Annotated in this window: 26 protein-coding genes and 1 pseudogene; 8 read left to right on the forward strand and 19 right to left on the reverse strand. The window is 43.8% G+C overall.

Features of this window, described 5'->3' with window-relative positions; genetic code table 11:
- Positions 1 to 79 precede the first annotated feature (79 nt).
- On the reverse strand, positions 80 to 376 hold the full coding sequence (locus tag AB4249_RS07670) for a hypothetical protein (protein WP_133154771.1): 297 nt from the start codon (positions 374 to 376) through the stop codon (positions 80 to 82).
- A 249-nt stretch (positions 377 to 625) separates the two neighbouring features.
- On the opposite strand from AB4249_RS07670, the gene AB4249_RS07675 reads away from it, so the two are divergent.
- The 7 genes and pseudogenes from AB4249_RS07675 to AB4249_RS07705 all read left to right on the forward strand — a co-directional run bounded on the left by AB4249_RS07675 (position 626) and on the right by AB4249_RS07705 (position 4000).
- A complete protein-coding gene (locus tag AB4249_RS07675; protein ID WP_372102727.1) occupies positions 626 to 832 on the forward strand; it encodes a hypothetical protein in 207 nt (68 codons plus the stop codon).
- Positions 829 to 1311, forward strand: coding sequence for an ATP-binding protein (locus AB4249_RS07680; RefSeq protein ID WP_102428876.1), 483 nt, complete (start codon positions 829 to 831; stop codon positions 1309 to 1311). Before AB4249_RS07675 ends, AB4249_RS07680 begins: the two co-directional genes overlap by 4 nt.
- 207 nt (positions 1312 to 1518) lie before the next feature.
- Complete coding sequence (locus AB4249_RS07685; RefSeq protein WP_017068350.1) at positions 1519 to 1941, forward strand: hypothetical protein; 423 nt, start codon at positions 1519 to 1521, stop codon at positions 1939 to 1941.
- Positions 1942 to 1973: 32 nt separating this feature from the next.
- Positions 1974 to 2420, forward strand: a complete 447-nt coding sequence (locus AB4249_RS07690; protein ID WP_372102818.1) for a hypothetical protein — start codon at positions 1974 to 1976, stop codon at positions 2418 to 2420.
- Positions 2421 to 2524: 104 nt separating this feature from the next.
- A complete protein-coding gene (locus tag AB4249_RS07695; protein ID WP_372102729.1) occupies positions 2525 to 2929 on the forward strand; it encodes a DUF1801 domain-containing protein in 405 nt (134 codons plus the stop codon).
- A 194-nt stretch (positions 2930 to 3123) separates the two neighbouring features.
- A pseudogene (locus AB4249_RS07700) lies at positions 3124 to 3406 on the forward strand (hypothetical protein).
- Between the two features lie 78 nt (positions 3407 to 3484).
- Positions 3485 to 4000 (forward strand): GNAT family N-acetyltransferase, encoded by a 516-nt coding sequence (locus AB4249_RS07705; protein WP_372102731.1) that lies wholly within the window; start codon positions 3485 to 3487, stop codon positions 3998 to 4000.
- Positions 4001 to 4260: 260 nt separating this feature from the next.
- Here the strand turns inward: AB4249_RS07705 and AB4249_RS07710 are convergent, their stop codons facing one another.
- The 17 genes from AB4249_RS07710 to AB4249_RS07790 form a co-directional block, all read right to left on the reverse strand.
- Positions 4261 to 4920: a sugar transferase gene (locus tag AB4249_RS07710; RefSeq protein ID WP_017063903.1), complete on the reverse strand. Its 660-nt coding sequence runs from the start codon at positions 4918 to 4920 to the stop codon at positions 4261 to 4263.
- 9 nt (positions 4921 to 4929) lie between these two features.
- Positions 4930 to 6117 carry a glycosyltransferase family 2 protein gene (locus AB4249_RS07715; RefSeq protein ID WP_017059581.1) on the reverse strand — a complete coding sequence of 396 codons (1188 nt, stop codon included), beginning with the start codon at positions 6115 to 6117 and terminating at the stop codon, positions 4930 to 4932.
- Positions 6114 to 7214, reverse strand: coding sequence for a glycosyltransferase (locus tag AB4249_RS07720; protein ID WP_372102733.1), 1101 nt, complete (start codon positions 7212 to 7214; stop codon positions 6114 to 6116). The genes AB4249_RS07715 and AB4249_RS07720 overlap by 4 nt, the downstream gene beginning before the upstream one ends.
- Positions 7215 to 7620: 406 nt before the next feature.
- On the reverse strand, positions 7621 to 9045 hold the full coding sequence (locus tag AB4249_RS07725; RefSeq protein WP_017063900.1) for a Wzz/FepE/Etk N-terminal domain-containing protein: 1425 nt from the start codon (positions 9043 to 9045) through the stop codon (positions 7621 to 7623).
- Positions 9042 to 10160: a glycosyltransferase gene (locus tag AB4249_RS07730; protein ID WP_136978473.1), complete on the reverse strand. Its 1119-nt coding sequence runs from the start codon at positions 10158 to 10160 to the stop codon at positions 9042 to 9044. The genes AB4249_RS07725 and AB4249_RS07730 overlap by 4 nt, the downstream gene beginning before the upstream one ends.
- Complete coding sequence (locus AB4249_RS07735; RefSeq protein ID WP_017063898.1) at positions 10153 to 10938, reverse strand: DapH/DapD/GlmU-related protein; 786 nt, start codon at positions 10936 to 10938, stop codon at positions 10153 to 10155. Before AB4249_RS07735 ends, AB4249_RS07730 begins: the two co-directional genes overlap by 8 nt.
- Before the next feature lie 92 nt (positions 10939 to 11030).
- Positions 11031 to 12407 (reverse strand): O-antigen ligase family protein, encoded by a 1377-nt coding sequence (locus AB4249_RS07740; protein ID WP_102333320.1) that lies wholly within the window; start codon positions 12405 to 12407, stop codon positions 11031 to 11033.
- 252 nt (positions 12408 to 12659) lie between these two features.
- On the reverse strand, positions 12660 to 13766 hold the full coding sequence (locus AB4249_RS07745; RefSeq protein ID WP_372102735.1) for a glycosyltransferase family 4 protein: 1107 nt from the start codon (positions 13764 to 13766) through the stop codon (positions 12660 to 12662).
- Entirely contained in the window at positions 13747 to 15258 is a 1512-nt protein-coding gene (locus tag AB4249_RS07750; RefSeq protein ID WP_372102737.1) for a sigma-54-dependent transcriptional regulator, read from the reverse strand. The genes AB4249_RS07745 and AB4249_RS07750 overlap by 20 nt, the downstream gene beginning before the upstream one ends.
- Positions 15259 to 15481: 223 nt before the next feature.
- Positions 15482 to 15886, reverse strand: a complete 405-nt coding sequence (locus tag AB4249_RS07755; protein WP_017066737.1) for an Hpt domain-containing protein — start codon at positions 15884 to 15886, stop codon at positions 15482 to 15484.
- A gap of 394 nt (positions 15887 to 16280) precedes the next feature.
- On the reverse strand, positions 16281 to 17513 hold the full coding sequence (locus tag AB4249_RS07760; protein ID WP_017059590.1) for a glycine betaine/L-proline ABC transporter ATP-binding protein: 1233 nt from the start codon (positions 17511 to 17513) through the stop codon (positions 16281 to 16283).
- Positions 17506 to 18405, reverse strand: coding sequence for a proline/glycine betaine ABC transporter permease (locus AB4249_RS07765; RefSeq protein WP_017059591.1), 900 nt, complete (start codon positions 18403 to 18405; stop codon positions 17506 to 17508). Before AB4249_RS07765 ends, AB4249_RS07760 begins: the two co-directional genes overlap by 8 nt.
- 147 nt (positions 18406 to 18552) lie before the next feature.
- Positions 18553 to 19545, reverse strand: a complete 993-nt coding sequence (locus AB4249_RS07770; RefSeq protein WP_017059592.1) for an ABC transporter substrate-binding protein — start codon at positions 19543 to 19545, stop codon at positions 18553 to 18555.
- Positions 19546 to 20099: 554 nt separating this feature from the next.
- Positions 20100 to 20789, reverse strand: a complete 690-nt coding sequence (locus tag AB4249_RS07775) for a chromosome partitioning protein ParA (RefSeq protein WP_372102739.1) — start codon at positions 20787 to 20789, stop codon at positions 20100 to 20102.
- Positions 20789 to 22888, reverse strand: a complete 2100-nt coding sequence (locus AB4249_RS07780; RefSeq protein ID WP_102333324.1) for an SLBB domain-containing protein — start codon at positions 22886 to 22888, stop codon at positions 20789 to 20791. The genes AB4249_RS07775 and AB4249_RS07780 overlap by 1 nt, the downstream gene beginning before the upstream one ends.
- The gene (locus AB4249_RS07785) at positions 22885 to 23721 is read right to left on the reverse strand and encodes an OmpA family protein (RefSeq protein ID WP_017067078.1); all 837 of its coding nucleotides are present in this window, start codon (positions 23719 to 23721) and stop codon (positions 22885 to 22887) included. Before AB4249_RS07785 ends, AB4249_RS07780 begins: the two co-directional genes overlap by 4 nt.
- Before the next feature lie 62 nt (positions 23722 to 23783).
- Positions 23784 to 24113, reverse strand: a complete 330-nt coding sequence (locus AB4249_RS07790) for an STAS domain-containing protein (RefSeq protein ID WP_102333326.1) — start codon at positions 24111 to 24113, stop codon at positions 23784 to 23786.
- Positions 24114 to 24424: 311 nt separating this feature from the next.
- On the opposite strand from AB4249_RS07790, the gene AB4249_RS07795 reads away from it, so the two are divergent.
- On the forward strand, positions 24425 to 25267 hold the full coding sequence (locus AB4249_RS07795; protein ID WP_229647996.1) for a DNA ligase: 843 nt from the start codon (positions 24425 to 24427) through the stop codon (positions 25265 to 25267).
- Between the two features lie 101 nt (positions 25268 to 25368).
- Here the strand turns inward: AB4249_RS07795 and AB4249_RS07800 are convergent, their stop codons facing one another.
- A complete protein-coding gene (locus AB4249_RS07800; protein ID WP_017070849.1) occupies positions 25369 to 26739 on the reverse strand; it encodes an MATE family efflux transporter in 1371 nt (456 codons plus the stop codon).
- Positions 26740 to 26970 lie beyond the last annotated feature (231 nt).

Raw genomic sequence — 26970 nt, forward strand, 5'->3', positions numbered from 1 at the left:
TGCTTATTATCCATACAAGCATTTAAGACGGATTCTGTAGTTGACCCGATCTAGTGGAGACATCCTTGTCGATATTGTTTTAGCCTTCAGTAACCTTTACTTTGTTGTACTCACGTAGAGCTCGCCCTCCGATCGGATCTATACAGGTTAAGTTGATTAAGTATTCGTTGGTTGAAAGCAGGTTGGCGGCCTCAGTCAGTGTAGACGCATATACCTTATTCTTAGCTTTGTTGGTCCTATTAGAATCGGTGGGCGTATGAACTTTTCCATTTAGTATATATTGACCATCGAGGTTCTGTTTTGCGACGAACTCTAGGCCTTTAACTTTACCGCGTGTACCTATAGCTGAGATTTTTATTACGTTCTTATATGTCATTTTGGGTTTCTCTGAATTGCATCCATAGATCATAAATTGCCAAGCCTGCATAATCAAAAAATAAATTAATACCTAAAAATCAGTAGGACAATGTGTGTTGTAACGAGCATGCAAGAAATTTAAAAGCGATGTCCAACGCTTGGTATTTTCGGCTTACTTCAGTTTAAACGTCTATGTCACAATGGATTAAATTCTAGTCATAACGTCACTCACACCCATACATAGTCTGCTTTCTACGAGGGAATGAACATGAAACAAGGAATTTTCAAGAACCTGAAGCTGGCATTAGGTGTTGGTTTTGGTGTTGCCATTCATCAGTACTTTTTTATGACGGATGGTGTGTTTGATTTCTATCGGCCAATGGTGGCGTTTGCTTTTACGTTTGTAGTGAGCAGTATTGGTACACTTCTAAAAGAAAGAATCATGCGTAACAAGCAGACTAAAGGGACATCATGACTAAAATCTATTTCGTATGTGGCTTTATCGGCTCAGGTAAGACGACTTACTCGAAAGCGCTTGCAAAAAAGCATGGCGCCTTTCGTTTCTCGATTGATGAGTGGATGATTCCTTTGTATGGCGAGCATATGGAGCGTGAAGTTTTTGACCGCCGGCTGGCTACGCTACAAGGTTTATTCAAAGACTCTGCAATGCAGCTCTTTTCCTTGGGTGTTCCGGTGATTTTTGACTTTGGTTTTTGGCGTAAATCAAACCGAGATTCTTTTACAAGCTGGGCATCAAACCTAGGCGTGGACAGCGAAGTTCACTATCTTGATGTTCCATTTGAGACTTGTAAGGAGAGGGCATTCAGCCGTAACTCGGATCTCAAGGGTAAGTCTTATGAAATGACGCCTGAAATGTTAGATCTGTTTTGGTCTTGGTTTGAGGTTCCAACTTCAAATGAAAATGTTGTTTGGGTTCAACAGGAAGTTCAATAAGGTATGTAGTCAGGCGCGAAGGTGAGTGGTGTTTTTGTTATCTAGCTTGTGTTCTAAGTCTCACATTACATTGGGTTTATGAAAGTCTGAGTCGTCCGTCGAATAGTAGAGTAACAAGGGCATTTCTCATGCCGTATTTTTGGTAATTAGTTCTTCCTGTCGATTATCGAATTTGTCCTAAACCCACTATTAAGGCAGGGAACCCCAATGAATAGAACGCTATGGTTCGCACTCATTTCGCTTTTGTTTTCAATGACAATGGTATTTTGTACATACAGTTATGGCATAGAGAGCCACGTTGAAGTAACCACACTCACTTTAGTATTGTCTGGCCCTCTGATTTTTACCTTTGCGCTTGTTGTCATTTTTTGTGGCGCACCAGTCATTAGCAAGTACAAGTTACTTGGAACCATCGCAATTTGTGTGCATGGATTTACAGCCTCACTGCATGTGCTGTGGAACGGATTTATGTTCGTCGATGTGATTAATAAACAAGGCTTAGGTCCGGGACAAGGTTATTCTGGCTTGATACTTTGGGTTGGTAGTATCAAGGCGATGCTACTTGGTTTGGTTGTGGGAGTATGCCTGCATTACTTGCTACGATTTTTTAGAAAGGCTGCAGTAAGATAACTGTTGGCTAGTTAGTGGATTGTTCGTTGTCTATGGGAGTTGTCGCTGTGTTTTATAGTAAGGAATTCAACAAGGGATTGCTGCTCATCCTTGTTGCGATAAGTGCTTTCATTGTCGTTACCTCTGATAATAACCCCGGGACATTAATCGCTCACGCCATCAACGGCTTAATTGCTTTGCTCTTTTTCTCCATGACCATTGAGGTTAAAGACAATGTACTAAGCTGGTATTTCGGGTTTGGCTTTTTGCGTAAGAATGTAGAAGTGTCAGACATTACCGAGACATCGTTCTATCAAAGCAAGTGGTATCAAGGTATTGGCATCCGAATGCTGAGCGATGGTTGGTTGTATAATGCATCGATAGGTTCAGCGCTGAAGTTAAGCCTAAGCAATGGAAAGCATGTTTACATTGGTTGTAAGGATACGGACGGTTTAAAGCTGGCCTTGAAAATCGCTAACGAACAGATAACTCAAAATTGATTTACGAGGCTTGGCATTTTTCATTTCAAGTTGGACTAATGTTTAAGGCTCTTTGCTTTAAGTGAGCTGCATTTTAATATCACAACAAGTGAATCGGAGATTGAATGGACAAAGCAATCAAAACACATTTCGACGAGTATCCCGATGATGTTCGAGCTCGGCTTGAAGAGTTGCATGCATTAATTTTTGAACTTTGTTCTGATTTGGATTTAGGTGACGTCGAAGAGTCTCTGAAATGGGGCGAGCCGAGTTACAGCGTTAAGACGGGCAGTCCAATTCGAATCGATTGGAAATTAAAATCGCCAAATAACTATTACTTGTTCTTTAACTGTCAAACAAAGCTAATCGACACATTCAGAGAATTGCACGATGACACATTGGCATTTCAAGGTAATCGGGCAATCATCTTGAACCTAACTGAACCACTTCCCAAAGCACCAATCAAGCAGTGCTTAGAGTTAGCCTTAACTTATCAACAACGAAAACATCTACCGCTTCTTGGCGCGTAATTCTTACGCGCTGTCATTATATTTCTTAAACTGGTTATCTGTGTTCTAGCTATCACTCTTTAAAGCGTTAAGAGTGTACCATCTTGATTAGTATCAAGAGGCTAGGGAATCTCTATAACCAACGCTGATTGTATTGCTTACCGTTTAAAAAGGTGTTCTAGTCACCTTGTATTTCAGACTTAAAAGGAAGTTGCATGAATTTAGATAAAGCCAAGAAACGTATCGCAAAGCAGGTTAAAAAAAGGCGACCACGGATACCCAAAAATCACGTTAGCGTACTACGGAGCGACCAAAGATCTCGCAACGGAAGTCGCGGTTCAATTTATGCTGGGTGAGGGCGATGGTGTTCAAGAAGAGCGTTTTTCTTGTGAAACCGAAATCCGAGATAATGAATTAGTTCAAACGACGTTACTCAAGATAATCGAGCGAGCAAATGTTAACTCAGTGATTGAAGTTGAAGGCGTGGCTGTTCTTTAGTTTGCTTTAGCCTGGAAACGAAGCCAACACGAGAACTCAGGTGTATAATCCACATTTTTATCGAATTAGGCAGGACACATGGCGATCTCGTTTGAAACTCAAAGACTAAAAGTAGAAGAAGTCGCAGGTGAACTTACTGTTCCTGAACGTTCGGCTCTGCTTGAGCGAGTACCTGGCATTCTAATCCCGTCAGTCGTTGAAAACCTTCCACCATACTTTCACGGTCTTGTGTCAGGTGAGCTGGCTGAAATTTGGCTCGACCGAATGTTGTCGGGGAGCCGCTTACTTCAAGTGAAATCCAACGATAATCAATTGATTGGTTTTCTGTTCGCTTATGTAGAAGACGAAAGTGATGCTCATATTGGCTACTTGCTTGCAGAAGAGTTCTGGGGCAAGGGTTTAGCGAGTGAGTTACTGAAGGGTTTCATCACAGAAGTCGCTAAAATGGAGTCATGGTCAACACTGACTGGCGGTGTCGGTCGTTCAAACATAGCCTCTGCCAACTTACTTAAAAAGCTAGGTTTTGTTGAGCAAGCCTCTGACGAAAGTGCTGTGGTTTTCTATGAATATAAGCTTTCTCGTCTTAACTCTTAATTATTAACTCTGAGCTCTTAACTCTCAGTTCTCAATTTCTAATCCCTATCTCAAGCCATATCTGCGTTATACATTCATTGCCAATGTTTACGTCAATTGATAGGGAAGAAACCTTATTACACCATTCAACTGAGAACCGAGAGCAGCGAGTCTAGTTAACGTGGGCTAATTCGGCACTCTGTGTTTCATTAGCGACTTTCCAATCGCCCTCTAAGGCTTTATAAAAAACAGGCTTTGTATCCACATTAGACCATACTGGTTTAGCGACCTCGACCATCTACCATTACGATGATTGTTTTAGAGATGATGCTGAGATCAGCGGCAATCCAAGACTTAACCGAACATAGGCTTAGTGCATAACTGTGGTCAAAACCTACTTTACGACGTACATCATCAATACAGGTGTCGTAACCTTGATTTACTTGTGCAAGCCCTGTAATACCAGGCATTACACCGTATGTACGGTCGGCAAAGTAAGGAATTTCGTTCTCTAGTTTGGTGTAAAAAGTAGGGCGTTCAGGGCGCGGGCCAATTAGAGACATTTCACCTTTCAGTACATTGATCAGTTGTGGCAGTTCATCAAGACGTGTCTTTCTCAAAAAGCGGCCAACAGGCGTGATTCGTGGGTCATTTGCGGTAGCCCAAACTGCACCAGAGCGAGTTTCTGCATCCTCGTACATGCTACGGAATTTCATGATCTCAAAGATTTCCATTTTCTCCGGTGTCGATTTACCAACGCGCAATTGACGGTAGAAAATAGGGCCACGAGAAGTGAGTGCAATCGCCATCGCAATCAACGGAAATACGGGCGCTAGCAAAATCAAAGCAATCAGTGAGCTTACAAAATCGAAAGTACGTTTAGCACGTGAGATTTTGTATTGGTATAGGTTTTGGGTAGATAGCTGTTCGATGTTCATCATAATAAGTCCTTAATGATTTGCTCGTGTCCAAGGTGAGTTTTCTAGTCCGATTAGGTAACGAATGCCACCAATGAAGTTGGCGTAGTGTCCAACTATCAAATAAGAGATTAATGAAATAGGTTTGTTTACTAGACGCTTTGGTAAGATGCAGCCAAGGACGCCAATGGTATAAACGGCAACTTGAGCCCATAACAGCGCTTCAAATACCAAGTAGTTGCTAAGTAAGATTGAGCACACTAAGCACACAATCATTAAATATGGAGTGAGTAGGCGAAGTCCTTTTCCTGAAAAGAACGCAAACGCGATGCCTTTAAACTTCGGGCTGAACAAGGCAAATAATCGAATCGCTTGTTGCATGTTGCCCGCTGAAATACGAAGTCTTCTTTTGAAGTCTGTTTCTAGGTTCGATTCTTCTAGCTCTAATGCAACCATTTGGGTTTCGTATTCGGCGATGTAACCTTGTTTAACGATTTGCATCGGTAAGATGAAATCATCATTAATAGTGTTGAGTGGAAGCAGTTCAAACAGGTGTGTTCTAAACAAGTAGAAAGCGCCATGAGAACCCAAGCTAGAACCTAACGAAGCCTCAGACTCTTTAACCGCGGTTTGGTACTGCCAATACGTGTTTTCGCCTTCATTGCCTGTTGGACAAAGTTGATACGTTGCGTTTACCACTCCAACCTTGTCACTTTCAAAATGAGCGGCAGCTATAAGCAAAGCATCCAATGAAATAAGGGCAGAAACATCACTCATCGCCGTGATATCACTGGTTATACGTGTCACTTCTTCATTAACAACCGCGACTTTACCTCGGTTTACTTGATGGTCATGTATCTCAAAATAAACATCACTGCACATCGCTTCTTGGATGGTCATTTGTGCAATGGCGACTGTGTTATCAGTGCAACCATCGCAAGCGATAATGACTTCCAATTTCTTTTTTGGGTAATCGAGTGAAGCAAGGTTACGAATCTTGTCTGCGATCCACTGTTCTTCGTTAAATGCAGGAACAAGAACGGTGATGGTCGGCAACGTGCAATCTTGCTGTTCCTCTTTGTAGCAACGATGACTCTCTTCAACTTTGCGTGCGGGGTGGCTTTTCGCATACCAACGCAGTAACAAAGGGTAGGCTGCGTGATGATAGACAATCAACGCACCTGAAAACAAACAAAGTCCCGCAAGCAACCAATCAATCATGCGTAAGCTCCTTCTGATATATCGTTGTAAGACGAAACCATTTTGATGATGTCGAAGTTTTCGAGTACGTAACGACGAGGTGACAAAAAGCGTTCATTTTGCTTTTCTAATAGCGCACTAGCTAACCCCACAATGCTGCCGCTTTTGACGAGGGCGCTGCTGACTGGACATAAGGTTTCATCGACAGCTCCTACATTCATTGCGACGGTAGGGATGTTGCACGCCTGAGCTTCTAGTGTAGAAAGCGGCAGCCCTTCGTGGCGTGAAGGTAGGCAGAACGTATCCAACGCTCCGTAAAACGTGGTCATGTCTTCAACTAAGCCAAGAAAGATGACTCGGTCACTCAGATTCAAGCGGCTAGTCAGTTGCTCTAGTTGATTGCGTTTAGTACCGCCGCCAGCCAATGCGACAACCATGTTTGCAGGTAAAAGAGTCAGTGCTTTAATAAGTTGGTCTTGGCCTTTGACATGTTCTAGTCGACCTGCACAACCGATGATGTGTTTGTCTGTCGGCAGGTTTAGTTTTGCTCTCGCGTGTTCTTTCGACATTGGCTTAAACTTCTCACAATCAACGCCATTTTTGATGGTAATGATGTTCTCATAAGAAAAAGCAGTGCGTAGTTGGTTATAAACACGTGTCGCGTCGGCAACTAACGTTGGTTGAGCAGCTTTTAAAGCAAGCGCTTGTAATCGACGACGTTTGTTGTTGTTCAGATGCCAAGCGTCATGTTCGGTATGGATTCGAGTTGGAACCCCGGTTACGCGAGCGGCATAACCAGCGTATAACAGTGGGCCAATATGATGGGTATGAACCACATCAGGGCGAATCGCGTTGAAGGCTTTAATTAGCTTAATAATGATATTGAATTGTACGCCTGGTGCTTTATCCAAAAAGACGATTTGCTTTTTGTATGGCTCTAGCTTCGGCCAGTTGTTTATAGACTCTTGTTTAGTACCCTCTAAACTGACAATCAACACTTGGTCTGTTGGTTTAGCAAGGCGGAGCAAATCCAGAGTTAGGGTTTCTAATCCACCCGGTGCAAGGTGCTGAACAACGTGTATGATCTTTTTGCCATGCTTCGTTAAATGCGTATTCATAGTTTGGACCCTGCCTTTATAATTGTTGTTTCGCCTTTCTGACGTTTCTCTTGAAGTAACTTCTTTAAAACGTTTAACTACACAAGGAGATTGCAGGAGTTGTGCCAATTAAATAACCGTTATTTTTCAGTTGTTTAGATTATTTAATTCTAGGGCAGTTTTCATTTCTCAAAATGGGAATCAAAACAAAATACAATTGAATGGCAGTTTGAATCATAGGGCTTGGGTAAATCGAAAGTAGCATTAGAACTTGGGGCTTTAAACAAACAAAACGCCAAGCGAGTGTTGGCGTTTTGCTCTAGGATGCACGAAGCTAGAAAGCTAGAAAGCTAGAAAGCTAGAAAGCACGAAGCTAGGAAATTAGAAAGCTGTGAATCTAGCAAGTCAAAAATGGCTTTGAGGCTGACTAGCTCATTTTAGGGATCACCGTTATCACAGGGACACCCAAGATATCTTCGATTTCGTCTTTGCGTTTGATTGAAGAATCAAACAGTTCAAACAATACCGCTAAACCAATACCCAGTCCGATACCTGCAACGAATCCAGCCAGAATAAAAACAAAAGTCGGCATGTTAGATTTGACACTCGGTGTGAAAGGCAAATCGATAATCTTCACACGTTTGTTTTGCTCGAATACACCAAGCGAACCCGTTAGTTGAGCCATTTCATAACGCTCTGTCAGTTCATCATATAGTTGACGTTTGATTTCAACTTGACGTTTAAGGCGGTACATCTCTTTTGCATTTTCGCCGAAGTTATTGGCCTTGTGTTCTAATTCGAAAATCATAGTTCGAAGGCTTTTGGTCTCTTCAGTTAAAGACTCAAAGCGAGCACGAACCAGCTGTAGGCTGTGTAATTGAGTGACCAGAAGAGGTTGGGTATCAGAAAGTTTGTTCAGTGTCGTACTACTTGCGATGTCCCAAAGCTGGTCGCTGTTCATCGTTGGCTGGGTTACCTCGAGCAAACTCTTACGTTCATTCTCTAGTCTGTCTAGCTCACGCACTTTAGCTTGCACAGCACTGTGCTTGTCCGTGTATTTAGCTTGTAACAAGGTAAGGTCGCTACGAATGTCGATGATCTGGTCTTCTAATTTACCGATCACAGGGTTGGTTCTTGAAAGTTGTTGGTCGATTGACCCTAAACTTTTTTCGACACCCGATAACTCGGCCTCTTTTTCTGCCAATGTTTGTTTGAGTGAAGCTAAGCGATTCAAACTTTGGCTCTGTACCTCAGGCGTCGAATGAACATTCTCATTCATGTATGCAGCTAGCGCTTCTTCTGCTTCTGCAAGCTCTGCGCTACGTTTGTCGATATGGATTTTCAAGAAGTTACTTGAATCTTCAATCGATGAACGTTCCGGTGCGAGTAACTGTTCAATGAAATGTTCACTTACCGAGCGCAGCGTCGCTTCCATTCCATTTGGTGTGTTCGACGTTAGACTTATCTTTAGAAAATCTTTTCCAAGCTGAGTCACCGTTAGACGTTGAGACAGGTCAGTAATGATCTCTTGTTTCTCAATTTCAGGCATATCTGGCGTGGTTAATTGCAGTTCATCAGCGACCGAGTAAAGCACATGTCGACTGTGAAGCAGTGTTCTCAATGCGTTAAGTCGATCTTTGAGCATCGTCGAAACGGCAATGTCTTCCAAGAATGGATTCATCTTGGCCGTTTCTTGAATCAACATACTGGTATGCGCGTCATATTTAGTTGGAGCCAACTTGCTCACACCAAAGCCTACAAAGGGCAAAATAAGCATTGGCAGAACGATAACGTAGCGTTGGCGCCACATCGCATTGATGATGACTAATAACCGCAATTTCAGATTATTCATAATAGCTCCAACATCCAATGTACGAAGTTACCACGGTTCTGCCAGCTCTCTTGTTCGACGACAGAGATAGGTGAGTTGCTTAGCTCGCGTGCATGATCAAGCGCCCAAATCATTTGGTTGGCACTGCCAACCGTGGTTACGTGCCCTTGATATGGAACCAAAGCAGGGAACGGTGTTGTGATAATGGGTGTGCCCGCCGCAAGGTATTCCATTAGTTTGAGTGGGCTACACGCTCGGATCTGCTCGTTATCAACAAACGGCAACAAGCTCACATCCCAGTGTTGAGAATAGCTTGGTAGCGTGTGGTGTGGACGAGGGCCAAGGTAATGTACGTTACTCAACTTAGGCAGCATGAGCGTATCAAGCTCGTTTGGACCTATGAAAACAAAGTCCCATTCCGGCATCGCATTCGCAACATGATCAATCATTTCATAATCAAGCCACTTAGAAAGGCTGCCATAAAAACCAGCAATAGGGCGGTGGTTGCTTGGTAAATCTTTTGCTCTTGGTGCGGGTGTTGAAAATAGGTCTACGTCGACACCATGTGGTAGCAAGTGCGCTTTATGCTTTGGAAATTTACCCATCAATTTTTTGCTAGCCGCGAATATAAGCGTTGATTTTTCGATTAGCTCTGATTCGTGCTGTGCAACGGTGTCATGATCAACACCAGCCAGCGCGCTAAAATCATCACCGCAGTAATAGACCACAGATGACTCGCCTAAGTGTCCGCACAAATCAACAGCGGTCGGAAGAGAAGTCCATAGGATAGGCGCGTTCAGATTAAGCTCCGCAATAATCGGTTTTAGTTGGTGCAACATCATTTGCTGAGCCAACTTTCTAGAAAATTTAGAAGCAGGCGCAGGGATTGTCTTTAAGTTAACGATAGTAATGTTGTCGTGTCCCTCAGAGTCGAGCATGTTTTGAGTAACGGCTTTGGTTTTACCAAACAACTTGTTGAACGCTCGGCTGGCATCTTTAGCGGACAGCTTCGGTTGTCTTAAGCCAATAGAGTTGACCCATAAGACTTTGTGTTGCTTAGCAAGGTGACGAACTAAATGTTGAGTCGATGAAGGTAGGCCACCAAAGTCTTCACCAAATACGATTAAATCACGCATGGTCACCTCCATGAGTCTCTAACGAATCGAACATATCGGATTCTGTCACTTCAACGGGTTTAATGTGACCGACAACTCGAGCTGGGTTACCGCCTGCGATTGCAAAAGCCGGGATGTTCTTTGTTACTACGCTGCCTGCGGCTATTACGGCACCTTCGCCGATGGTTACGCCACCTTTAACCGTCACATTCGTGCCTAACCAAACATCGGGTTCAAGAATGATGTCACCGATTTGCTGAGGGTCGTCACCTTCACCTAGCGCTCGGCGTTTTGCATCAAGCGGGTGTCCAGAGTATCCAAATAGAAAAGCGCCGCCTGCGATTCGTACGTTGTCAGAGATAACCACTTTACCTCCAACAGCGATAGTCGACTGCCAACCAATGTCGACGTTATTGCCAATCGACAATAGTGGGTGTTCCAAGCCTTCAAGTTGTTGAGTACAACCAGAGAATGTCGTGTGGCCAGAGATACGGCAGTTGTCGCCAATCGTAATTTGCACCGGACCGCTGACGAAAGGCAGTCCACCATACAAATACAGGCGTTTGCCACATTGAGCCACACGACCTTTGAAAGCCGGAGTCCAGTAAAAGAATCGCGTAAAGCCAGAAACCAGATTCACCACTAGCTTGTGCGCTTGATATAGGCAGCGATTAAGTACTTGAGGGGTAGGTAGCTCTGCGCTTCTGATGTCTTTCAAAATGAAAAACACATTTCTAATTCGAGAATTAGGATGAAACTTAAGCCAATGTTTGAATTGATGTATAGATACTGACGTCATAATGAAAATCCTCTGTTTTGTTATATAGAAGTACTTTCATATACTGTGCCATTTAATAAATATAATATTTTCAATGAGTTAAAACATAGCTTTTAGGTTTTCTCATTTTGACAGGCAGTTTGAGATACGTTTGAGGCGCAAACTGTGAGTGCTGCGAGGATATAAATCGGCCAGTTGAAGCCTTGAGTCAAAAATGTCCCCGACACTATTGTGCCAATCAGACCTGCATAGATCGCATAGGCGACCGCATTAAGCTCGGGGGAGATTTCTGTGGTCGAGTTTTTTAATCTCGTTAGCGTAGAGCGAGAGGTTTTGATCAAAGAAACGATAAGGCAGACAAAAATGATCAGACCAATAAAGCCAGTCTCTGCTAACACACCAAACCAAGTACTGTGAACGGCGTGATTCAGTCCGTCCCAGTGCGAACTATAAAAGAAGTAGTTCGAGAAGAAGTTGTTCAACCCTACGCCAGTCAGTGGATTTTCAACTGCCATTTTTACTGCCGCTTCCCAAGCATAGATTCGCCCCATTGCAGATTCATCGATACCTTGTTCAGCTGCACCACCAGAAGACCTGTCTGAGATACCAGCAACTAAATAGAGCATCACGGCCGCGACAGTTCCCACTGAGATTAAGAGAACTTTAGAGCGCACTAGCTTCCACGCAAAAATACCAATCACCGCAATACAACCCAGTAATCCGCCACGGCTTTGAGTGGCAATAATGGCGGCGAGCAGTAACAGACAAACTAAGGCACTGATTAAACGTTTGGATCGTGAGATGCCAGTCGTGGTGGCTTGGCTTATTGTAAAGGCGAGTGGGAACATCAGTACCAGTGCTAGGTCGTTCGGGTCACCTAACATAGAGCCAAAATCGCGGCCAATAGTCACGCGTGAGCCCTCGACAAGCCCAATACCATTTACTGAGTTGTACACGGCAATAGAGCTGACTAAAGCGCCAGCGTAGATAATCGTCATCGCGGTTTTTGCGAGATTTTCCGTGGTGTTTACTAGCCAAGTAATCGCAAGCGTCATCACTATAATTTTCCAATAAACGCCCTTGAATTCTGCTAGTGCTATTGGCCTGTTGGACGCGAAGATAATACCAATGAAAACCAATACCCAAAATATGGCGAGCCAATTTAAACAAGGGTGCCAGAAGATTTTAAGTTCTTTACTGATTAATGCATGCCATAGAAGAGCCGACAGAGCGCCTAATGAAAGCATCAGCGGTATTTTTAGCGAATAGAGCTGAGGTATAGCTTCGTGAATTCGGAAAAATGAAAAGACAACGAACAGTAAAACTAACCAGAATGTTTTGTTTAACACGAATAACCCGGCCAATGGCACAAGAGCGAGCGCCACAATGACAGCAGGGTGAGGCACAAAGTACCAAACAACACCAAGCCCAACACACAAGGTGCTGATCGTGATGATGACTGGCAATCTATTGGCTTCAGGGTTGACCATTGTGACCTCTATTGGCAAATAAACTCTTTAGGACTCGGCTCGTAATCTTTTTAAGACGTAGTTACGCCTGATGTTAAAGATTGCAAAGTGAGTGCCAGTTATGCATTTTGTTTAACTTACTGATTTAATGTTGGATTATTAAGTGAGGGCGTAGCCTTGAGGTGAGTTTTGTCATTTTGAGAATCAGTATAAAACTGACTAAAGTACTTAAATCATCAAGCCCAAATAACCAGTTATCGACTAAGGCTAGAATTAACGGTCGAGTTGATAGATTTCCAACAACTGCGGGACAACGGCTTGTGGAGAGTATTGGTTTTTCACGGTTTCTATCGCGTGACTCTTGAGAGAGTTACGTTGCTCGTTCGTCAATGACATCCACAAAGATAAAAACTGTTCTAGCTCAGCTTCTGAATTTGCAAGGTAGCCGTTAACTTGATGCTCGATGAGTTGAGGCAAGTTACCAACTGAGGTGGCGAGAACGGGAATGCCACGAATCATGGCTTCTAATGCCGCCATAGGTAAGCCTTCAAAGCGAGAAGGGATGATTAACAGATCGATTTGGCTCCAGACGTCGTCCATATTGGTCTGATGCCCATGAAAGGTCACATTATCAGGCTGCGATTTAACTAAGATGTCCATTTCTGGCCCGTCACCAAAAAGCTCAAACCGAACATCAGGAAACTGTTTGGCTAATGCAACAAATCGATCAGGCGCTTTTTCATGGCTCAATCGCCCCACAAAACCAACATGGAATGGGCTTGATGAAGGGGAGCTTGTTAACCCGGTTGGCATTTTAACAAAGTTATTCAATTGATGGGTTTGACTCGGCACTTTCGCTTTAATCTTTTCACTGACCACGAGCGACTGATCAGAAAGAAAACTGCTGTAACGGTCGAGCCAATCATAAAGCCATACTTTGCCTTTTGGGGTTTCACCTGCGTGATAAGTGGTGATTTGCTTTGTGTTGTTGAAACGAGGCGGAAGCTTGATTAACTTGCTGACCAAACTGGCTTTGTAACCATGAGCATGGATAAGCCTTGGTTGATAATGTTGAATTGCACGTTTCAGCTGTGTCGCGCTATTGCCATTTGAATCTACAGAACATGAGGCTAAATCGGAGAGGTAACTAAAAGGGATGTTCAGCGCATTCAACTTTTCAACGATGATCGCTTCAGGATTAAACTTAGTCAAAAGAACGATACGAACAGCCTCTGAATACTGAGCGCTTTCCGATATCAGGCCTTGTGCTAATTCTAAAACATGCGTTTCTATGCCTCCAAAAGTTTGGCTGTCGATCAACAGCCAAATCTCATGAAGGTTTATGTCGAGTACACCTTGGTTAGGCTTGATTGTACTCATCTTCCGATTCCCAAGCCTGTTTCTTACGATAAACAGTAGAAGGGCTAAGTTCTAGCAGCACAGCAGCGTTTAACACATTCCCATCGCAATGATTGATGGCATGTTGAATGGCTTCACGTTCTATTTGCCACATTGGACGAATAGCACCTTCGCTTGTGGTAAATGCAGGCGTCATCGGCTCATTGTGAGCTTGAGCAACTGACGATTGTTCCAACTCTTCCGGAGTAATCGGTGGCAACTTAGCTTCTGGTGCTTCAACAACTGCAGGTTGAGGCGCAGTTACTCGAACTGGTGTCACTGATTTAGATGATGGAGCGGCATCTACTTTATTAATCGGAGGCGGTAACATGTCTTTAGTCACGCTCGTTTCATTGTTCAACACCACGATGTTACGGATGATGTTTTGCAACTGACGCACATTGCCTGGCCACGCATAACGTTTAAGTAGATTCTGCGTTTCTTTGTCTATTGATTTGAACTTCTTCTTGTCTTGCTTCGCGTACAGCTTCAAGAAATGATTGCAAAGAGTGACAATGTCACTCCCTCGCTCGCGAAGCGGTGGCATCTCGATAGGCACAACGTGAACACGATAGTAAAGGTCTTCTCTAAAACGTCCTTCTTCTACTTCAACCAGTGGATCGCGGTTGGTCGCACAGATAATTCTGACATCCACTTTAATCTCGCGGTTGCCACCGAGTGGAGTAAACGTACCAGTTTGCAAAAATCTGAGGAGCTTCTTCTGCATCTCCAGTTCCATTTCACAAAGCTCATCGAGAAATAGGGTACCGCCATGCGCTTGCATTGCTGCACCTTTCCGGTCGGTTGTCGCACCGGTAAACGCACCTTTAACGTGACCGAAGATTTCACTCTCCATTAGGTCTCGAGGGATAGCGCCGCAGTTAATGGCCACGAAGGGTTTACCATTACGCTGACTCTCTTGGTGAATCGCTTCCGCACACACTTCTTTACCTGTACCACTTTCGCCGTTAATAAACACGCTGGCAGTGGTTGGTGCTACCGAATCAATGATCTTGTAAACCGCCTGCATGGGTAGGCAAGAGCCAATGAAATTATGAAAACGATCACGATCGAATTTGCTTTGCATGTTATCGACGAGGTTTTCGAGTTTCGCTCTTTTTAGATGCAAGCTAACAGAGGTCTTGAGTCGATCGGCTTGAATGGGTTTCTCTAAGAAGTCTTCTGCACCGCGTTGGATAAGGTCTACCGCGATGTTTACTGAACCATGCGCTGTCACGATGATGACAGCGGCCGGTATTTCGTTAGCAGTAATCCAATCTAAGACTTCTTCGCCTGGCATGTCAGGAAGCTTAAGGTCGAGAATCACAAGCTGTGGAGAGTGCCTTTCAATGAAGGTCTTAGCTTCCGCGCCGGTTTCGACGTGGAAAATATCATAGGGCTCGTCTTTTACGTACTGCTTGTAGAGTACGGCGAGTGAGGTGGAGTCTTCAACTAACAATACCTTAGGGCGCATTGTGTATTCCTTTTGAAACTTTATCCTAACCAATCAATAACATAGTGATATGCAACCATCAATACGAGTCTTGTGTATTTGTTATCTACCACATGCAATCTTTTAAGAAGCGGCCTGTATAACTTCTCGCATTGCTGTTCATGATGGAGCCCATCTTATGGCGACTATATTAATAACGACTGTTTTGAGTTTTTAATCTGATACCGATAATGAACATGCAAAGCTAGCTGAAGCCTGCCTCTTTCCTTTCAAGCAAGGCTTTTATTGAACGCTCTGCGAGCTCTAGTAATTCATCAACTTGTCGAAATGCCGCATCATGACTCTGTTCTAAACATAGCTTTTCTAAAGCTCGAGCTAATTCACCCAAAGGGCGATTACCTAACGAAAGCGCTGTGCTGCCGAGAGTGTGGACCTCGAACTCAAGTGTTTGAGCGTCTTTCTGCGTGACTGCCTCTTTTATAGCGACCAAGCGTGTTTGTGATTCTTCGACATAATGGTCGATCAAGATAGGGATAATGTCCGCACTTGTATCGCGAATCATTTGCTCCAGAACGCTTTCATCGACAAGCTTGCTCACTTGTTGTGAGTTTAGATTTGTAGCTGCGTCTGACGCTAAAGTAGAATTCATCAAACTAAGTCCTTTTATTGAGCTTAATATCTGTTAATACTATTAAGTTTTAGTCATTTTCTAGAATAATTTCAACTGGTTGCCGTACAAATAGAGCATTTAATTGGCATCTCACTCATCTTGCTATTGGGTTTGTGACAAACCTAACGGACTGATTTTATTTTGTTTTCTCTTATGAAATATAAACTTAGGTGCCTATAAAGCCTAAGGTGCGGGTAGATCTCAGAAGAAAACGAGCCCGATACAAATAAAAAAGACCACTGCAGTGAAATAACAACAGTGGTCTTAGAGCGGTTTATGTAGTTTAGGCTAATCTAAATAGCAATAACTCAAATAACGATAACCCAAACAATGATAATTTAAACAGCCGTGCTTTAAATCACGAAAAGTAGGACTACGAAGCTTTATCAATTTTTGGCTTTGGGTCGGCTTCTACTTCTTCCTCGCTACTTTCTGAGAAGATATCAGCAACAGCGCTTCTCTCGAGTTCACCTTTTAGATTACCGTCTTCATCAACAACTGGAAGAGAGTAGTCACAAGACATAGTGTCCGGTAGCACTTCTTCAATCACCGCATCTGGTAAGATGGCAGGGACTTCTTCGTATATCTCATCACTAAAATCATGTACCGATGAATCTTCAACGGCGTCTTGTAGACTTTCTTGTGTGACTAGGCCTTGATAGCCGTCATCTGTTACGTGATAAGCGTAATCGTTTTTAAGCATCTTCATTTGTGCCAAAGCACCTTCAATTGTTTCTGATGTGATTCGATACAGAGGAGGCTGCATAACGGTTTCAACGGTCAGTGCACGAGCACGGTTTACGTCTTTCACGAACGCTTCCACGTAATCATCGGCTGGATTTAGCAGAATCTCATGTGGTGTGCCTTGTTGTACTAACTCGCCGTCTTTCAAAATTGCGATTCTATCGCCTAGGCGGAGTGCTTCGTCCAGATCATGTGTGATGAAAACAATCGTCTTATGAAGCTTCTCTTGAAGTTCAATAAGCTGGTCTTGCATTTCACTTCGAATCAAAGGGTCGAGTGCCGAAAAGGCTTCATCCATTAACAAGATTTCAGCGTTAGTACACAGAGCGCGCGAAAGGCCAACACGTTGTTGCTGACCACCTGAAAGTTGCGCAGGGTATTGCTTGCCGTAACCTTTCAAGCCCACGGTTTCTAACCATTCGTTGGCTTTTGCTAAACGGTCTTCTTTTTTGATGCCTTGTACTTCCAACCCGTACGCAACGTTTTCAACCACAGTGCGATGAGGCATTAAGCCAAAGCGTTGGAATACCATCGACATTTTATGACGACGGAACTCTTCTAGCTGTTTAGTGTTGAGGCTCATCACATCAATGCCTTCAACCATGATTTTACCTTGAGTCGGGTCAATCAAACGGTTGAAGTGGCGGATCAGCGTCGATTTACCCGAGCCAGAAAGCCCCATGATAACGAAGATTTCACCACGGTTAATCTCAAGGTTGATCTCTTTTAAACCAACGGTATGACCCGTATCCGCAAGAATCTGATCTTTGTGTTCGCCGTTTTGAACTCGGTTCATAACAGACATTGGTTTCGGTCCAAACACCTTGTACAGACCACTAATTTCAATCAATGGTTTAGTCATGCTTGAATCCTCCTAAATGCGCATTAGTTCTTCTTGCGTACGCCTGAGAAGCGCGGTCAAAAAGGATTGCGAGGGCAACGATGGCGAAACCATTCATCAAGCCTAATGTGAAGTACTGGTTAGTAATCGATTTGAGAACCGGTTGTCCTAGGCCTTTCACACCAATCATGGATGCGATAACAACCATAGACAGTGCCATCATGATGGTTTGGTTAATACCCGCCATGATCGTTGGCATTGCTAGAGGAAGTTGAACACCCCATAAGCGTTGCTTTTTGCTCGCACCGAAAGCGGTAGCGGCTTCAAGGACTTCTTTATCAACTAAGCGTATGCCTAGGTTAGTTAGACGAATTACAGGTGGGATCGCGTAGATAACCACGGCGATTAGCCCTGGAATCTTACCGATGCCCAGTAGCATTACCACTGGAATCAAATAAACGAACGCAGGCATGGTTTGCATGATATCGAGCATCGGCGTAACAATTGACTGAGCTCGATTTGAACGAGCCATCGCAATACCAATCGGAATGCCCAAGAATATTGAAACCAAGGTACATACAGTGATGATACTGAGCGTCCGCATGGTGTCTTCCCACATTCCAAAGTAACCAATGAGAAGTAGAGAAGCAACACAGCCTAGAGCCAGTTTCCAAGAACGGCTTGCTGCGTAGACAAGGCTGGTACACACAGCCAGGACTATAATCCAAGGTGTTGAGATAAGGAGTTTTTCAAACCAAACGAGGAATGAAAGAAGAGGGTCAAAGAGAGATTCAATCATTTCGCCGTATTCACGGGAAAATTCACGGTATGCGCCATCTAGCGTCTTTTTTATGGTTCGTAAATCACCGCGTTCCATCTCTGGAAAGCTTGATAACCAATTGCTGTCAGCCATTTTATATCCTTATAGTTCGGAGCCACTTGTCCATGCGATAAGAAAATCGCTAATGAAAAGGGCTCCGAATCATGAATAACATCAAGTATAGCGACGTTATTTCTGTTTTATTGTTGAAGCGTAATTACTTGTTATTAAATCAAGCTCTTACAGCTGAGCTTCAACTTTCTTAGCCACTTCTTCAGAAACCCATGGGTGCCATACTTCTGGGAATTCACTTAAGAAATGCAGACTCGCTTCTTCGCCATCAGCTTGGTTGTCTTCCATCCAAGCAAGTAGCGAGTTCATTTTGTCGTTTGTGAAACCACGTTTAGTAAAGTAGTCGTACGCTTCAGGAGCACGTGACGCAAAACTTTCAGTGGTAATCGTGTGGACAGGTGAAGGCGGGTACATGGTTGCTTTTGGCGATTCACAATCTTCTTTGGTGGTACAGTTAAGGAACTCTTCCTCATTAACGCCACTGCCAAAGTCGACTTTAACCATGTCGTATTTACCTAGAACAGCGGTCGGTGCCCAGTAGTAACCAAACCAAGCTTCTTCACGTTCATAAGCTTTTGCGATAGAGCCAGATAAGCCGGCACTCGAGCCTGGATCAACAATCGTGAAACCGCTGTTTTCTAGCTCAAGAGCATTAAACAAGTTTCCGGCGCTGATCTGACAGTTCCAGCCTGCAGGGCAGCTGTAGAATGCAGATGTATCTGGGTCTTCAGGGTGTTTAAATAAGCTTGCGTTTTTGCGTACGCCTTCGATGGTTGCCATTTCAGGGTACTGTTTTACTAGGTAAGCTGGAACCCAAAAGCCTTCTTCGCCGCCGTTCACAAGTGCTTTACCTGCGTAGCGAAGACGTTTTTCTTCAACACCTTTATCTAATGCGTCTTTTAAGCTGTTGCTCCAAAGTTCAGGTGCAACATCAGGCTGGCCTTTTTCGATCATAGACGTGCCTGTTGGCATAGTGTCGCCAGGGATAAGTTCAGCATCACACCCATAACCATGTTCAAGGATGAATTGGTCGATATTGGCGATCAGTGTTGCAGAGTTCCAGTTCATATCTGCGATTGTTACGCTGCCACATTCTCCAGCGTTAGCATTACCGCTGGCTGCTGCTACTAACAAAAATACGGAGCTTAACTTGTATTTCATATTGAGTTTCCTTTCTCTTTAATAATACAACTAAGGTAACCAAGGTAAATTGATTATCTAAATTGCTCGATGGTGATCCTTTCCGTGTATTTGAACCATTTGAGCAGAAGGAGGGATGGGTGAAGTTTGAATAGATAAACGTGCAAAGTCAGTGAAGTGTGATTTGCCAATTCATCCACTGTGTTTCAACAGCCATCGGATAACTTTGTCAAACTATTACAAATTCGTCAAAAACCACCTCTATTGATAATCTTAGGGAATAATCGTACGAATTCCATCTTTGATGCGATTTACATGGCACTTTAATCGTCTGTGTCACATTACCGCTAAAGTTAGGTATGGGGCTGTTGATTTCTGAAGGGATTTACAGGTGGTAAGACCATGGTTGGCGTGTGTGAAATGCGTTGAATTGTTTTTAAAATCTTATTTTTAATAATAACTTCGCCAAAAATACCCAATTTGATTTTGAGTTATTCAGAGCTTTTGGAGCTTGAAGTCTAATAGGATAGGTGGCTGTCATGGTTTAATGACAGCCAGAAAGTAGCAAAAGAAAGTTACATCGGAAGGTTCAAAAACTCATTTCGATACAGCTTGTTTGCCAAGCTATCGCGAAGCTTAACGGGGATAAATTTCATTCGATTGATTTGTCTGACCAACTCTTGTGCAAAGCTAGGCTTTTGTTTCATGTTCATCACGCAGCCCATTAGATTGATACTTTGTGCATCAAGCAGCTTTTTCGCTTGTTCTAGGTGGTGACTCGACGTTTCTCCATAGGCGACAACAATTAGTGTACTGCCACAAGCGCTCGCGACAGACTGCGCCGGAATATTGCCTTTGTTTCTGTTGAGAAGCGGTGAGGTATCAATGATGACTCTGTCGTATTTCTCTAACCATTTGTTGACCACTTTTTGTAACGTTGTCGGATCTTTATAAGCCAATTGCGTTGAAGCAACTTGTGGAGCAGGGACACCGATAAACGTACGCTGAGATTCAACATGTTCTATCAGTTGACCTTGCTGATTATCTTCTAGCATATTCAAATCTTTGAAAGCAGGGTTGAATAAGTTGAGATCAACATAAAGCGTTGAATGACCCGCAAGAAGAAAACGCTCAGCTAGTGCGGTTGCAATAGATGTTACTCCGTCACCTGAATGGCAGGCGGTGACGCATATTGATTTTTGGCCGTTAAGTTCAGAAGCTAAATACAGTTGCTCGACTTCGGCATGGGTCGCTGAAATTGTCATTATAAAGCTCCTATTAATACGATGGTGGTGGTGATACGCAGTATGTCATCAAGTCCGACGCGTGCTTTTTCAATAAAGCTTTCGCGACGGTCTGGGATGTAAATCGTGTCACCAGCGCGTAGCACCGGCAAGTTGTAAATGTTCGCCGTTTTGCTGAATTCAACAAGGTCAAAAGTACGAGCCTGACCTTGGCAGCAAGACATATTGACGATGGTAATTTTTTCTACATAAGCATTGTCGGTAGGTCCTGCTGCTTCTGCCAGAATATCTAGAATGGTCATGTTGTCGTTGAACACATAACGCCCCGGATTGTTAATCGCACCAAGCACACGAACGGTTTCTTCTTTCGGTGTATCTAACCAGTTTTTGCCTTTCTCTGGGATGTAAATCGTGTCGCCAGTGGTTACGTTTGGCAGTAACGATTCGTCACCGGTTTCGAAGTACAGTGATAAGTTAAGTTTGCTTACTTGCGAATAGGTTTTGTCACGATGCGTTACTCGAACGTTGTGGATGTCGGCATCCTTTGTTGGACCGTCAGCCGCAGACAAGATATCAAGGAAGTGCATGTCTTTGGTGAAGCGGTAACGACCGGGTGCATTCACTTGTCCAAAGATGTAGATCGAAGCATCAGAGCTTTGACGAACCCATTGTGATTTATTGTCTGAAGGATCTTGTGGCAAGTCGTGAACGCGCACGATAGAACCCGCGCGAATTTGCGGCATTTGGTCACGTGGCGCACCATTTCGAATGAAATCATCAAGGTTAAACACAACCAACTTTCTACCAGTCACGACTTCAATTTTTGATGTGTCTGCGCGTAGCGTAGGGCCGCCGACGTGTGCCAATAGCCCCATGAAGTTCATTTCATCTGACCATTCAATACGACCAGGTCGATTCACCTCACCAATCACGTTAACCGCTCGGTCTGGCGTAATTTTCAACCAAGACTTCTCGTTCATGTCGGTTTTCTCGGGAACGAAAATCGCGTCACCAGCTTTGATGCTAGGAGGGTTAGAGTTAGGTAAGCCTTCAGTGTAAGCCGCTAAATCGAATTTAAGCACTCTGCCATCTGCTTTGATAACACGGATTTGTCGTGACTCTGCAAATCGAGTTGGGCCGCCCGCATTCGCCAAGATATCCATAAAGGTCGCGTCTCTTTTGCCTTCAAAAGCACCAGGGGCTGCGACTTCGCCCATTACGTAAACCATGTTGGCGCCGGATTTGATCTCTTCTTCTTGCTTGGGAACGAAAATGGTCGCACCCGGGCGTAAAATTGGAAGCAGACTTTCGTCACCAGAATCTAAGTAACGTTTTAGGTTGAATAGCGTTGGGGTGTTGTTCGAAATCACTCGGATTTGCTCAACACTGGCATAACGAGTTACGCCGCCCGAACGCATAAGTACGTCGACAAGGTCGGTGTTCTCTTTGTAAGTGAACGAACCCGGCGCGTTCACCTCACCAAATACTTTGATGGAGTTACGAGAATCAGCACTGTCACCTGAGTTAGCAAGCTTTGCTGCGTCAAACTCTTGCTCGATGTTACCGACTAATGGAGAAGCTGGAACGAATAGTGAATCCAGTGATTGAAGAGTAGGTAATGCTGACTCGTCTCCTGAATCAAGGAATCGTTTGTAGTTAAACTCTTTCTTGTCTGCGCCTCGCTTAAGAATCAGCTTATCCAGTTGCGCGCCCGGGCGTAAACCACCCGCAGCGTAAAGTGCCATTTGGATGCTAGAACCTAATGCGAGAGTGTATTCACCAGGCTGTTCTACATAACCTTGTACGTAGATGATGATTTGCTGCTCTTTTACATAGACTGAAGCGTTCGAAAGATCTTTATAGGCGTTTGCCAGCGACTCTAGAACCACTTTGTTAAGCTGCTCACTGTCGTAACCTGCAACAAACACAGCGCCTACTTCAGGAAGGGTAATACGGCCACGCTTATCCACTTGGAACCCCGTGTTTAAGGTACTTTCACCGGGTACGTTAACTTGGATAAGGTCACCGACTTGAACCGCGTCTGAAAACTCATCGTTAGCATTGACGACATTCGCAAAGCATAACGATAGGGTGATGATAAAAGCGATCAATAATTTCATAATCCACCTCCCATTTTCTCGGCATTCTTAGGCGAGACAATTTCAATACTTACTCGGCGGTTCGTTAAACGCGTGCCGTCGGATTCACCTTCAAAAAGAGGGACGGTTTCGCCAACAGAGACGGCTTTGATTCGTTGAGCGCCTAGTCCAAAAATAGTCAGGTAGCGTTCGACTTGTTTCGCTCGTCCAAGTGCTAACTTGTCGTTGTATTCTTCGGCACCCGTTGCATCAGCATGGCCGGTAACAACAAGGTCTAGGGATTTGTGTTCTTTAAGTAAAGTGGTCGCCTCGGCCAGTCTTCCCATATATTTAGGATTTACTTCAGTCGAGTTTTCCGCAAATTGGTTGTCAACATTAAGCAGGTCATACAACTGTTCAATAACCGACAGTTGCATTCTAAATTGATTTTCATTTTTTGGTGGCTCACAGCGGGCTTGTGAAGTTACGTAATCCAGTTGGACCTCAAGTTCATTTAGGCGTTTTCTTTGGATCACTAAGTCGTTGGCTGCATCCAGTAGTAGACCGCCTTGAAGTTCACGAGCAATACGGTTTTGCTTTTCGATTGCTTGAACAACAGCAGCGGGGAAACACCAACGAGCACCTTCTTGGATCAAAGCATCAAGGTGCAATTTAGCGAGCTGCCAATCAAAGCGTAATCCATGTTCTGGACCAAGAGGCTCGTCTGGCATGACAGGAGAGAAGTCTGAGTTTTGATAGTTAATAGAATCGTAACTTTCAGCCAAACCCCCTGTGCCTTGTTCAGGATAGCTAGTACAGCCACCCAGAACGAGAGCGGACAGAGAAAGGGCTATGTAGTTTTTCAGTATTTTCATGCCAACGTCCTATGTTTCTAATTTTTCTTATTATTTTTTGTTACTTCTAGCTTAGTGGGTCTTCATGAATTTGCAGGATTTTTTGAATTTACTGGGATAGCGTGGCCAATACGCAGCAAGCTCATAATTTCAAGCGGTTGCCCCGTCACATTTTCAAGTCGCATATTGCGCTCGCGTTCAGTCAGACGTTTGAACATATAAACAATTGCGCCAACCCCAGATGAATCTAAAAACTCAACTTGGCTAAAATCAACTTCGATTTCAGGGTGGCCATCGTTAGAAATCACATCATCGATGTCGGTTTGTGCATCACGACTGCCTGCTGCATCCAGATCACCGAAAATAGAAAGTATCAGTGTCGTTGTGTTTAAATCAATCTTACGTAGTTCCATAGCGATATCTCCTTTTAAGTATGTATGGACAACTGCACTGAATGTGCCAACTTTTATGTTGTTATTTTTCAATAAGTTATGTTTAGTACGAATTCCTATCTCAAATTGAGAAAAGACGTTTCTCAATATGAGAACTAAAAAAGGCGGAATATATGAGAGTTATAGATCATTAATTTAATGAATAAATGAAAAGGTTAGATAAGGTTGATGAGTGGATCGCATCTTCTAGCAAAGGTTGTCTACCTACGTGTCAGAACGCTTAGGATTAAAGGCGTTTGTTGACTACTACAGATATCAATACGGAGCAGATGATGAGATTAACTAAATTGGCGATAGCAACTCTATGGGCGTGTTCGCTTTCTTCTCATTCATCCTATTTACCTCCCGACCATTTGGTACTGGCCAATACATACCAACAAGGCATTGATGTTTCTGAATACTGGAAGAGTGAAAAGCTTGATGGGATTCGGGCTCTTTGGGACGGACAACATCTTTATACACGCAATGGTAATCGCATTTACTCACCCAAGTGGTTTACTGAAAACTTGCCTAAGGTCCATCTCGAAGGAGAGTTGTGGGCAGGAAGGGGCAAGTTCCACCTTGTTCAATCTACCGTTCTCGATCATACGCCGAGTGACACAGCATGGCGCCAAATCGATTTCATGCTGTTTGATATGCCCGGCGCTGCGGGAGATTATCAAAAGCGCTATTACAACATTTTGCATTGGGTAAGCGTGATTGGAGAATCTCATGTCAGCTACATAGAACATGTACCAATTCACAGTGAAGAGGCTTTGTTTCATCAACTTGATAATGTCGATGAGCGTAATGGCGAAGGTTTGATGCTTAGAAAAATCACCAGTCGTTATCAAGCAGGCCGAAGTAATGATTTGGTAAAGCTTAAAAGGCATCACGATGCCGAAGCCACGGTTATTGGCTATAGGGGTGGGACAGGGAAGTACAAAGGGATGATGGGGTCAATTCTGGTTCACACAGAAGAGGGTGTGGAATTTTATATAGGTAGCGGGTTCAGTGACCAAATGAGACTTGTACCGCCAGAGATCGGCAGCCGTATTACCTTTCGCTACAATGGTTTTACTCAAAACGGAAAACCCAAGTTTGCCCGCTTTGTACGAGAGAAGAGTGAATATTAAGGCAGATACGATCTACCTAACCATTAAACGAAAAAGAGCCCTGAAAATCAGAGCTCTTTTTTGTGTTCGAAATCAGATAGACCGACTAAGCGAGTGCGAATCTAACGAGAACTAAATTCTAACTGTACGTCATCATCCTGCTTGTGCATCCAGTGTAAGCGCATACCTAGCATAATCGCTGCTGATGTTAGACCGACAATGAAACCAATCCAGAAGCCGTGCGCGCCCATAGGTTCAACAATCCAATCTTTCATTCCTAAGATGTAGCCGATAGGAAGGCCAAGCAACCAGTAAGCAACGAAGGTAATGTTGAAGATTGAACGCATGTCTTTGTAGCCACGCAGAGCACCTGCAGCGATAACTTGGATGGCATCAGTACATTGATAAACCGCCGCGAACAACAGCAACTGCATTGCAACGGTAATTACCGCAGTGTTCTCTGTGTAAAGTAATGCAACCTGTTCTCTGAACAGGACAGTTAACGCCGCTGTCATTAAGGCTGTCACTAAACCAACAATGATACCTACGTGTGTCGCGATCTTAGCGCCTTCGGTGTTGTTTTCGCCCAACTTATGCCCAACACGAATACTCACGGCTGCACCGATACTCATTGGAATCATGAAGACCAGCGAAGAGAAGTTGATCGCGACTTGGTGCGCGGCAACAATCAACGAGCCAAGTGGGGCAACCAACAAGGAAACAACCGCAAACAAAGTTACCTCGAAGAAGATAGCGGCTGCGACAGGGAAACCAAGTCTAAACAGGCGAATTTGAGCTTTAAGTTGCGGCTTATGGAACGTACCGAAGATGTTGATTTTCGATAACCGTTTTGAAGTTAAAACGTAAGCGAATAGCAGTGCAAACATCACCCAATATACGATAGCCGTTGCAACGCCACAGCCAACACCACCCAGAGCAGGAGCACCAAGTTTTCCGTATACGAACATCCAGTTCAGCGGGATGTTTAATAGCAAGCCAATAAAACCAATCACCATCGCAGGCTTGGTTAAAGACATACCATCGGTAAAGCTTCGCAATGTTTGGAACAACAAAAATGCAGGTACAGCAAACATCACCGCATTCATATAGCCGATGGTCTTTTCCGCCATGAGTTGTTCAATGTCCATCCACTCCAATATCAATTGTGTTTGAAAAAGCACACCAATGATTGGAAGGGAGATGACGAGCGCTAAAAATGCGCCTTGTTGAATCTCAAATGGAATTTTGACTTGTCGACCAGAACCATTCAGCTGTGCAACGACAGGAACCAACGCCATCAATAAACCAACACCAAATAGGATTGATGGTAGCCAGATACTTGCTGCAATCGAAACCGCCGCCATATCGATAGCACTTACGCCACCGGCCATTACGGTATCAACAAAACCCATTCCAGTTTGTGCAACGGATGCGATCAATACTGGGGTCGCAAGTTTGATTAGATTCGAGGATTCTTCTTTGTAACGATGCACAAACAACTCCAAATAAGAGGGAAAATTAGAATAATAGTGTAGGAAAGGACATTCTGAAGGAATCAGAGACAATGATCTTAAGCTTCCACTGGACGAATCATAAAGAAATGTCACAATAACTGCTATGAAAAACTGTTATTAGGGCGTGTTGATCTTTCGAGCTGATTTTTGCAGCGAGTTGCTGGGCCTTTTTACAAGGCAGAGGCTTTGATGTGTAGCTAGCCTACATGA

It is taken from the genome of Vibrio sp. 10N.261.55.F4 (assembly GCF_041470465.1).
GTDB classification, from domain to species: Bacteria; Pseudomonadota; Gammaproteobacteria; order Enterobacterales; family Vibrionaceae; genus Vibrio; species Vibrio crassostreae_C.

Excerpts from the sequence above, each read along its gene's own strand:
- AB4249_RS07670 (WP_133154771.1), bottom strand. The coding sequence starts at position 376 with ATGACATATAAGAACGTAATAAAAATCTCAGCTATAGGTACACGCGGT.
- AB4249_RS07675 (WP_372102727.1), top strand. The coding sequence starts at position 626 with ATGAAACAAGGAATTTTCAAGAACCTGAAGCTGGCATTAGGTGTTGGT.
- AB4249_RS07680 (WP_102428876.1), top strand. The coding sequence starts at position 829 with ATGACTAAAATCTATTTCGTATGTGGCTTTATCGGCTCAGGTAAGACG.
- AB4249_RS07685 (WP_017068350.1), top strand. The coding sequence starts at position 1,519 with ATGAATAGAACGCTATGGTTCGCACTCATTTCGCTTTTGTTTTCAATG.
- AB4249_RS07690 (WP_372102818.1), top strand. The coding sequence starts at position 1,974 with ATGGGAGTTGTCGCTGTGTTTTATAGTAAGGAATTCAACAAGGGATTG.
- AB4249_RS07695 (WP_372102729.1), top strand. The coding sequence starts at position 2,525 with ATGGACAAAGCAATCAAAACACATTTCGACGAGTATCCCGATGATGTT.
- AB4249_RS07705 (WP_372102731.1), top strand. The coding sequence starts at position 3,485 with ATGGCGATCTCGTTTGAAACTCAAAGACTAAAAGTAGAAGAAGTCGCA.
- AB4249_RS07710 (WP_017063903.1), bottom strand. The coding sequence starts at position 4,920 with ATGATGAACATCGAACAGCTATCTACCCAAAACCTATACCAATACAAA.
- AB4249_RS07715 (WP_017059581.1), bottom strand. The coding sequence starts at position 6,117 with ATGATTGATTGGTTGCTTGCGGGACTTTGTTTGTTTTCAGGTGCGTTG.
- AB4249_RS07720 (WP_372102733.1), bottom strand. The coding sequence starts at position 7,214 with ATGAATACGCATTTAACGAAGCATGGCAAAAAGATCATACACGTTGTT.
- AB4249_RS07725 (WP_017063900.1), bottom strand. The coding sequence starts at position 9,045 with ATGAATAATCTGAAATTGCGGTTATTAGTCATCATCAATGCGATGTGG.
- AB4249_RS07730 (WP_136978473.1), bottom strand. The coding sequence starts at position 10,160 with ATGCGTGATTTAATCGTATTTGGTGAAGACTTTGGTGGCCTACCTTCA.
- AB4249_RS07735 (WP_017063898.1), bottom strand. The coding sequence starts at position 10,938 with ATGACGTCAGTATCTATACATCAATTCAAACATTGGCTTAAGTTTCAT.
- AB4249_RS07740 (WP_102333320.1), bottom strand. The coding sequence starts at position 12,407 with ATGGTCAACCCTGAAGCCAATAGATTGCCAGTCATCATCACGATCAGC.
- AB4249_RS07745 (WP_372102735.1), bottom strand. The coding sequence starts at position 13,766 with ATGAGTACAATCAAGCCTAACCAAGGTGTACTCGACATAAACCTTCAT.
- AB4249_RS07750 (WP_372102737.1), bottom strand. The coding sequence starts at position 15,258 with ATGCGCCCTAAGGTATTGTTAGTTGAAGACTCCACCTCACTCGCCGTA.
- AB4249_RS07755 (WP_017066737.1), bottom strand. The coding sequence starts at position 15,886 with ATGAATTCTACTTTAGCGTCAGACGCAGCTACAAATCTAAACTCACAA.
- AB4249_RS07760 (WP_017059590.1), bottom strand. The coding sequence starts at position 17,513 with ATGACTAAACCATTGATTGAAATTAGTGGTCTGTACAAGGTGTTTGGA.
- AB4249_RS07765 (WP_017059591.1), bottom strand. The coding sequence starts at position 18,405 with ATGGCTGACAGCAATTGGTTATCAAGCTTTCCAGAGATGGAACGCGGT.
- AB4249_RS07770 (WP_017059592.1), bottom strand. The coding sequence starts at position 19,545 with ATGAAATACAAGTTAAGCTCCGTATTTTTGTTAGTAGCAGCAGCCAGC.
- AB4249_RS07775 (WP_372102739.1), bottom strand. The coding sequence starts at position 20,789 with ATGACAATTTCAGCGACCCATGCCGAAGTCGAGCAACTGTATTTAGCT.
- AB4249_RS07780 (WP_102333324.1), bottom strand. The coding sequence starts at position 22,888 with ATGAAATTATTGATCGCTTTTATCATCACCCTATCGTTATGCTTTGCG.
- AB4249_RS07785 (WP_017067078.1), bottom strand. The coding sequence starts at position 23,721 with ATGAAAATACTGAAAAACTACATAGCCCTTTCTCTGTCCGCTCTCGTT.
- AB4249_RS07790 (WP_102333326.1), bottom strand. The coding sequence starts at position 24,113 with ATGGAACTACGTAAGATTGATTTAAACACAACGACACTGATACTTTCT.
- AB4249_RS07795 (WP_229647996.1), top strand. The coding sequence starts at position 24,425 with ATGAGATTAACTAAATTGGCGATAGCAACTCTATGGGCGTGTTCGCTT.